Consider the following 8,458-nt stretch of genomic DNA (forward strand, 5'->3'; position numbering starts at 1 on the left):
AACCCACATTTATTGTGAACAGAGCCGAGCCTCCTCTTCTGGTTAAAACCTGTGATGAGCTGGTGAAACTGTTTCGAACTATGCGTGACGCAGGAATCAAGGTGGAATCCACCCCTCACAATTAATACGCACATGGGATTAACCCTCTTTGGAATAGACACACAACACCATTCCCCTTCCCGGCCAGCAGAGTATAATCCGGCAACTATTTTTTATATCCAGCTTTAAACCAAGCTGTCCATCCCGCGAGGATCCATGTCAGACTTTATTCAGGAAGTGAACAAACGCCGCACTTTCGCCATTATTTCCCACCCAGATGCCGGTAAAACCACTATTACCGAAAAGCTGCTGCTGTTCGGAAACGCTATCCAGATGGCGGGAACAGTTAAGGGCAAAAAGTCCGGGCGGATGGCTACCTCTGACTGGATGACCATGGAGCAGGATCGTGGAATTTCCATTACTACCTCTGTTATGCAGTTTCCTTACAACGACAGAATGGTCAATCTGCTTGATACTCCAGGGCACGAAGATTTCTCCGAAGATACTTACCGTACTCTGACTGCAGTTGATAGCTGCCTGATGGTGATTGATGGCGCTAAGGGTGTCGAAGATCGAACTATCAAGCTGATGAACGTCTGCCGCATGCGGGAAACGCCCATTTTCACGTTTGTGAACAAGATGGATCGTGAAGTTCGTGATCAGATCGAGGTGATGGATGAGATCGAATCCATCCTCAAAATCGACTGCGCACCTATTACCTGGCCTATCAGCATGGGTAAGAACTTCAAAGGTGTTTACAACCTCTACACCGACACTATTCATGTGTTCCAGCCCGGTATGGGGCACACCATTCCTGATGATGTGCAAATCAAAGGGTTGGAATCTGATGGAGCTAAAGAACTTCTCGGTGACATTCATGAGGAGTTTGTGGATGAGATCGAACTGGTGCGCGGTGCCAGCCACCAGTTTGACCTGGAAGAGTTTATGGCCGGCCAGCAGACTCCGGTTTTCTTCGGTACCGCACTGGCTAACTTCGGTGTTCGAGAAATGCTCTACTACTTCACCGAGTGGGCTCCAAAGCCTCTGCCTCGTGTTACTGACGCTCGGGAAGTGCCACCTACTGAAGAGAAGTTTTCCGGTTTTATCTTCAAAATTCAGGCAAATATGGATCCAAAGCACCGGGACCGTGTGGCCTTTATGCGGGTATGCTCCGGAAAATACACCCGTAACATGAAGATGAAGCACGTGCGCCTTGGTAAAGATGTAAAAGTTGCTGACGCGGTCACCTTCCTCGCTGGAGATCGCTCTCAGGTAGAAGAAGCTGTTTCCGGAGATATCATCGGTTTACACAACCACGGTACTATCCAGATTGGTGATACCTTCACTCAGGGTGAAGCCCTGAAGTTCACGGGTATTCCTCACTTTGCGCCAGAACTGTTCAAACGTGTACGCCTGAAAGACCCCCTGAAACTGAAGCAGCTGCAGAAAGGTCTGAAGCAGCTGTCTGAAGAAGGTGCCACCCAGCTATTTATGCCCCAGAAGAACAATGACCTTATTCTTGGTGCAGTGGGTGTGCTGCAGTTTGATGTTGTTCTTCAGCGTTTGAAAGATGAGTACAAAGTTGATGCTATTTACGAAGGCGTTAGTGTGAATACTGCACGCTGGGTAGAGTGTGACGATCCAAAAATGCTAGACGATTTCAAGCGCAAAAATAATGAAAATCTTGCTATTGATGGCGGTGGTCACCTGACTTACCTGGCGCCAACACGCGTTAATTTGTCTCTGGCACAAGAGCGCTGGCCAGATGTAAAGTTCCGGAACACCCGCGAACACTAGGGGGCGCTCTGTTTCTTGATCCCTGTCTGCCTCTGCAGGCAGGAATCATTCATCTTCTTCAGTTTCAGTGATCATCAGCCAGACAGATTTCCTTTCTCTGTCACCTGTTTTTTCACCGGAGCCTTCACATTTAATACCTTGCCATTGCTGAAATGCAGTTCCAGAGGCACCATTTCACCGATAGTCAGATTTTTATTCAGCCCCATAATCATGATATGCAGGCCTCCGGGCTTGAATTTCACTCTCTTACCCGCAGGAATGGTGACAGAATGCTGATGCACCATACTCATCTTGCCATTCTTTTTTACGTTGTCATGAAGCATGACACTTTCGGCAACAGGGGAATCCGCCTTCACCAAGGCAATATCACTTTTCCCAAGATTCTTGATTGTCAGGTAGGCGGCGGTATTAGGGCTTCCGGGAGGCATCGCCCGAACTCTTGGTTCAGTTATCTGAATATTCTCTACAGGTGCCGCATTGGCTCCGGCAGCAAGAAACATAACATAGGTAAATGCCATTACTGGCAGATAGACTCCTGACAACCACTTCCTGAACATTGACACACCCCTGTTAGCCCGGCTCAATACCGATATTTATTGTAGGCAGCTCGTCCCAGAGCTGTTAGAAAAACTATACCTAGTGCTGGGATAAAATAAACAGGCTCACTTATGTTATTCGACAGCCACTGCCATCTCGACTTTCCTGTTTTTGACTCAGACAGAGATCAGCTGCTTGAGCAGTGCCATCGGGCAGGAATAAAACATATCTGCCTGCCAGCTACAGAGCAGTGTCACTGGCCAAGATTGCAATCCATTCTTGGCAGGCATAACAGCGGCGTTCATATTTGGGGAGCTCTGGGTTTGCACCCCTACTTTCTTCGATCTCACAAAGATGAATACCTTGAAGAGCTTGATCAAATACTCTCCCAAAAGCCTGAAAACATTGTTGCTGTCGGTGAAGCCGGTCTCGATCTGCTGATTGAAAACCCTGACATCGAAAGGCAAGAAGAACTGCTCGCTGCTCAGGCCCTTATAGCGGCACACCATGGTTTACCGCTGATTCTTCACGTTCGAAAAGCCCACGATCAAACTGTGAGCCTTTTAAGAAAACTGAGATTCCGTGAGGGGGGTATTGTTCATGCGTGGTCAGGAAGCGACCAACAGGCTCAGGCCTTTATTAACCTTGGATTCAAGTTGGGTATTGGCGGCAGTCTGACTTATGAACGGGCAAAACGCCTGCGCAGACAAGTTACAGAGTTACCAATTGAAGCTTTTGTTCTCGAGACCGATGCCCCGGACATTCCACCTGCAGGATTAGCACGAGGGCAACGTAATACACCTTTAACCTTGGTGTCAGTTTTGAGCATCATGTCAGGCCTGCGGCAGTTTCCCGAAAAGGCACTGGCCTGCCAGTTACTGAATAACACCCGCAAAGCACTGAAAATACCGTCCTGACAGTGGCTGTTGCTTCCGCTGTCACATAGTTATCAGAACCAACACTACCAACGACCCTGCCTGCTTTTCTGACACTGGGGAAACTTTATTCACACCACCCTGCTCCAACATCCGACACTAAAAACACCGGTTACTGCTCTGATACTCCAAATAGACTGAGCCGGATAACTCTTAATGTGACAGCGGGTACAGGCATGCCGGAACTCAAGGCGTACTTTTCTTTCCGCCACACTCTGGAATATCGTGTGGCATTGTTACGCAACCGGATTGCCTGGGTTGACTACTACAAAGGTCAACATGAGCTGTTCATACAGGATATCCCCAACGGTAACCGGCGACGAGTTCTATGCAGTGATGGTGATGATGGACAACCGGTTCGTTTGGTCGACCTTTCTCCCTCCGGTCGTTATTTACTTCTAACCCGGGGCGCATTTTCTGATGGGGTACCCTGTCCGAATCCAAGGCAGAAAACCGTTCCACCCATTGGCCAGTTACAGCTACTTGACCTGGAAACAGATAAAGATCCTGTTGATCTTTCCATGGTTGTAAGAGCCACAATTGTTCCTGACGATTCCGCCATTACCTGGGCGCGGGAGGGTACAGTTTTTGCCCAGCCAATTCAGGATAACAATTCGAAAAGACGAATTGCTTCTGAGTTGTTCTCTGTACGAGGTCAAATCCTCTACCTGAATTGGTCTCCCAACAGCAGACATCTTGCATTTGTCTGCCAGAGAGAGGAACACACCCTTCTGGGAATTTACACGGTTGGAGAAAGTAAGATTCAGTGGGTGTCACCCGGATTCGATCGAGACCTTAATCCGTCCTGGTCTCCGGATTCCAAACATTTGTCGTTTTTCCGTTTCCTTGGCCTGGAAATGGATGTGGCAGAACGTTTGCTCTCGGAACAAGCCGAAAGCTTTTCCGTCATGCTGATGCATGTTGAAACCAAACATGTAAAACCCGTCTGGAGAAGCAGCCTCGAAGAACACGCCGGAATGTCACTGCAATATGGCCAGAGACCTTTGGCCTGGCTTGGCACCCAACGACTGATATTTTCCCATGACAGCACAGGTTGGGATCATATTTATCAGTTCAATCTGTCTGATAGGCACTGCTCACCTGTGACAGAGGGCTCATGGCTGGTTCAGGACTACGCCACCAGCGTGAATGGCGAATTGCTGGCTTTGAGTCATAACCGCAAACGTCGCCACAACTATTCCCTTGATGTTCTTAATATTGAAACGGGCGAACATAAGAAGCTTCCGCTGCAGGAAGATATGCAGTATTGGCAGCCAACCCCCAGCAGTGATGGTCGCTACCTTGTCTATTTAACCGGTAATCAGCAGCACTCCTGCCATATCGGAGTATTGGATATGGAAACCAGTGAATGTTGCGCGCTGTCTCCTGTCGATGATTACCCGGCAACAATTTCAAAAGACTTTACTCCACCTACAAGCGAAATCATTCGCTCCAGAGATCACAATATTTTTTACGGACAACTCTTCGCTCCAAAAGGTGAAGGGCCATTCCCGGCCGTTCTGAATATTCATGGCGGCCCCTGGGTTCAAAGCCTTCCCGGTTTTCATCCTCAGCTTGGTATGAGTTACCAGTATGCCTTTTGCCAGTTGCTCGCCCACTGCGGATTCATTGTTCTGGATATTAATTACCGCGGTACCAGTGGCTATGGAAAGCTGTTCCGGCAGGCCCCAGAGCGAGGCTGGGATGGAGCCAGTGATTATCAAGACATTCAAGCTGCCGGACACTGGTTAACCCGCCATCCCAAAATCGATCGCACCCGCATTGGGGTTTTAGGAGAATCATGGGGTGGCTATCTCAGCGCTATGGCACTGGCTCGTAACAGTGGGCTATTCAGAGCCGGTGTTGTTATTAATGGTTGCCACAACTTCCCCCGGGAACTGCGCAAAGCCCATTGGGGTTCTCAACTGTTTAACAGCGATCAGGGAGAAACGGCTACGGAAGCTATAGCCAGAGCCAAGATTGCGGAAGAGTCATCTCCCTGGGGTTGGCTTGAGCATTGGATGAGCCCAGTTCTTCTGGTTCATGGAGATAACGACAGAACTGTCAGCTTCGCGGAGAGCCAGCATCTGGCTCATGCCCTGAACTGCCAGTCTGTTGAAGTAGAAACACTGGCTCTTCCCGATGAAGGGCATCAGTTCCTGCTCCACGAATCCTGGCTGAAAACCGGCTGCAGAGCCCAGGCATTTTTGCAAAAGCACCTGCAGGGATAGACCGTTAAAGTTTATTCTTTTTACGGAATTTTCGGGATTTCCCCTGCACCATTTTTTTCTTTAATGGTTGCAGGTGATCAATAAACAGCAGGCCATCCAAGTGGTCAATCTCGTGCTGCAAACACTCAGCTAACAAGCCATCACCTTCCACCTCAAAAGGTTTGCCAAGGCGATCCAAAGCCTGCACCTTCACCCACTGTGAACGGAGCACTGCGGCATAGGCTCCGGGTACGGAAAGGCAGCCCGCATCCATTTTATGCTCCCCTCTGCGCTCAATAATTTTCGGGTTAACTATTACAAAAGGATTTTGAGATTGTTCTGAAAGATCGATAACAGATGCTCTCAGGGAAATACCAATTTGTGGCGCTGCCAGTCCACACCCTTTGTTGGCGTACATGGTTTCGAACATATCATCCACCAGCACCTGAAATTCATCACCAAAATCATCGACCTCCTGCGCACGAGTACGCAGTACTGGGTCTGGTTCGTACACCATAGGCCGGATCGCCATACTATCCCTTCAATGATTGGTTGCGACCTATCAAGAATAGCCACCCTTTGCGTGTAAACACCCGATTACAATAAAACACCGGTAACTTAGGGTTGGCATCTATACTGCCCCACTGGTTTTTCACCTGCTGAGTCCCGTCACCATGTTCAGGTATAACCTTTGCGTAGCTATTGCCTTGCTGCTCAGCCCTCTACTTTGGGCAACCTCACCAGTGAGCGAAACATCCGAATCCGGCAGCCTGCCGACATCAACATTTCTTGGAGAAGGGTTCGCTAGCGATCGATTACAAACAACCGGTTTTTCCTGCCTGAACACCGGTGAACAACACTTTGAGGGAGCAGCGGCCACCACCATTAACTTTGGCAGCCAGAGAAGTTATGACGATGTGGAGCGGGCGCTGAATATCAATCTTTCAGCCAGTGCCAGTTACGATATTTTCACCGGAAGTGCCGCTGTAGGTTTTGCCCGAGCCGTAAGGGGATCCCGCCTGTCAGAATCTTATTACTTTGTTCAACAAGTGCTGCTGCCAGTATTGGTTTACACACCATCCGGTTACAGTGTGGACGCCCTGAACAAAGTTGGATCACAGGCTTATGCGGAAGGGCCGGATGCTTTCCGTCATACTTGCGGAGACAGTTTTACCAGAGAGTTGCACTACGGAGCAGGCCTGTTTTTAGCCATTAAAATCAACTTCAGCAGCATTTTTGACCGTACCGCCTTCGATGCCAGCGCTAATTTAAAAGTTGCCAGTATTTTCAGCATCCTCAGTTCCGTAGAATCAGAAGCCAAAGACAAACATATCAACGGCAGCATTGAAGTTGTCGCCTATCAGCGAGGAGGTGAACCTCGCCGGTTATCCAATGTTTTCAGCAAAGGGGAAGAGGGCTATCACATCACCTCCTGCAATCTGGACAACACAGAGGCCTGCAACAATATTCTTTCAGGCATTATTGACTATGCCAGCCAGGACTTCAGCAACCAGCTGCTGTTTACCGATGGAGAAATCAATGGTCATGCCTACGTAGTGAAACGAGATTTCAAACCCTACGACCAGCTTGGTCTAACGGTTGGTGCCAGTGTTGTATCAACAGAAGTCATAGCGGCCAGACGTCGTCTGGGAAAAATGTTTGCCGAAGCCAAAGAACAAGAAGAATTTATTCGCCAGTTGTTGTTTTCACAGGTCAGTCCATTTCTGACTTTGACGTCACGTGAGCAGCTAGATGACGCCCACAATGCCCTGAAAGCCAACATTCGACTATTAAGCAGCCCTAACCATGGTGTAATTCGCTGCTACGACAGCCCCAAAGGTTGCCTGGAAACAGAAGCCAAAATTATGAACAGTCTGTCTCCGGTGGATCAAACTGTTATCGCTTCTTTTGAGCAGGCCTTTACTTTCCGCAATATGGCCAACAACCCCGGGTATGCCCTGCCTATTGGCGACAGTGTTTATGTGTATTACTACCCATACAACGATATGCCGTCCTTAATTAATACCGCTTCGATCAGAGAGGAAGGTGAAACCCTGAAAATCTCTGGCAGTGACAGGGAATTCTCAATATCCGGGGTTATGAACCGCGTCAGTCGGGATTACTTTTCAGGAAAACTGACAGTAAATAACCAGCAAAACCAGTACACCTACCACTACTGTCCGGTTAAGCATAAACCAGCTCCAGACTCCCCTGATTCTGGAGTAAGCCGACTTCCATGCTATCCGGCGGATCACTGAATAATTCCAACAAAGAGCAACGGCGGGTCAGATTAAGACTGATTCTTCGGGCTATTTGCTGTAACGACAATTTGCAGGGTGTTGTGATCTGAGCCAGCCGCAGCAGGAGGTAGGCAATCATTGCTGTGAGCACCTGTATTCTTACAGCATTTTCACTGCGCCCAAGGAACCGCTTCACCTTCAGATTCTGCTTAATCCACTTGAAAAACAGTTCGATCTGCCAGCGGGATTTATATAAATCGGCAATCTCTGCAGCACTTCTCTTCAGGTCGTTACTGATAAAAACCAGAACTTTGTCGTCTTCCCGGCGAATCTTGACCCGCCTGAGATCAGTTGGACAGTCCTTTCGACCTTTGTCAGAAGAGAGCCTGATGATTTGGTCTTCCAGGATAAACTCTTCTGTCGTTTCACGGCATTCAACGACTTCATAGACTGCTGAGGTTTTCATCCTGCCCACAAACTGCGTGCCCTGACAGGTCATTTCGTAATACCAGCTGTAGTCGTCGTAAGCTCGGTCAAAAACATAGGTGACACCTGCCATGATGGGAAGGTTCTGAGCCGTTTTACAGTCATTTCTCTTGGCGGTGGTCAGTTCGAAAAACGTTGGTGTATCTGCCTTCGGGTCATACACCGTATGAAGCTTTATGCCGCCTTTGGTTTTTCGGAAATGCGCCCACTCAAA

The 8,458-nt window shown here is 48.7% G+C and carries 7 protein-coding genes; 4 read left to right on the forward strand and 3 right to left on the reverse strand.

Annotated features, from left to right (window positions below; genetic code table 11):
• Positions 1–255: 255 nt before the first annotated feature.
• Positions 256–1,836 carry a peptide chain release factor 3 gene (locus tag QMA35_RS20050; RefSeq protein ID WP_281648923.1) on the forward strand — a complete coding sequence of 527 codons (1,581 nt, stop codon included), beginning with the start codon at positions 256–258 and terminating at the stop codon, positions 1,834–1,836.
• A gap of 74 nt (positions 1,837–1,910) precedes the next feature.
• Here QMA35_RS20050 and QMA35_RS20055 read toward each other — a convergent pair whose 3' ends face one another.
• Positions 1,911–2,393 carry a copper chaperone PCu(A)C gene (locus QMA35_RS20055; protein ID WP_281648924.1) on the reverse strand — a complete coding sequence of 161 codons (483 nt, stop codon included), beginning with the start codon at positions 2,391–2,393 and terminating at the stop codon, positions 1,911–1,913.
• Between the two features lie 111 nt (positions 2,394–2,504).
• On the opposite strand from QMA35_RS20055, the gene QMA35_RS20060 reads away from it, so the two are divergent.
• Both QMA35_RS20060 and QMA35_RS20065 read left to right on the forward strand, forming a co-directional pair.
• Entirely contained in the window at positions 2,505–3,290 is a 786-nt protein-coding gene (locus QMA35_RS20060; RefSeq protein ID WP_281648925.1) for a TatD family hydrolase, read from the forward strand.
• Positions 3,291–3,466: 176 nt separating this feature from the next.
• Entirely contained in the window at positions 3,467–5,539 is a 2,073-nt protein-coding gene (locus QMA35_RS20065; protein ID WP_281648926.1) for a prolyl oligopeptidase family serine peptidase, read from the forward strand.
• A gap of 4 nt (positions 5,540–5,543) precedes the next feature.
• On the opposite strand, the gene def is transcribed toward QMA35_RS20065, so the two are convergent.
• A complete protein-coding gene (gene def / locus QMA35_RS20070) occupies positions 5,544–6,050 on the reverse strand; it encodes a peptide deformylase (RefSeq protein ID WP_281648927.1) in 507 nt (168 codons plus the stop codon).
• Positions 6,051–6,261: 211 nt separating this feature from the next.
• Here def and QMA35_RS20075 point away from each other — a divergent pair, with 211 nt between their 5' ends.
• Positions 6,262–7,776, forward strand: coding sequence for a hypothetical protein (locus QMA35_RS20075; protein WP_281648928.1), 1,515 nt, complete (start codon positions 6,262–6,264; stop codon positions 7,774–7,776).
• Here the strand turns inward: QMA35_RS20075 and QMA35_RS20080 are convergent.
• Positions 7,703–8,458 (reverse strand): IS4 family transposase (locus tag QMA35_RS20080; RefSeq protein WP_281648929.1); only part of this gene is annotated, 756 nt, incomplete at its 5' end. The genes QMA35_RS20075 and QMA35_RS20080 overlap by 74 nt on opposite strands.

It is taken from the genome of Parendozoicomonas sp. Alg238-R29, assembly GCF_947331445.1.
Classification (GTDB): domain Bacteria; phylum Pseudomonadota; class Gammaproteobacteria; order Pseudomonadales; family Endozoicomonadaceae; genus Sansalvadorimonas.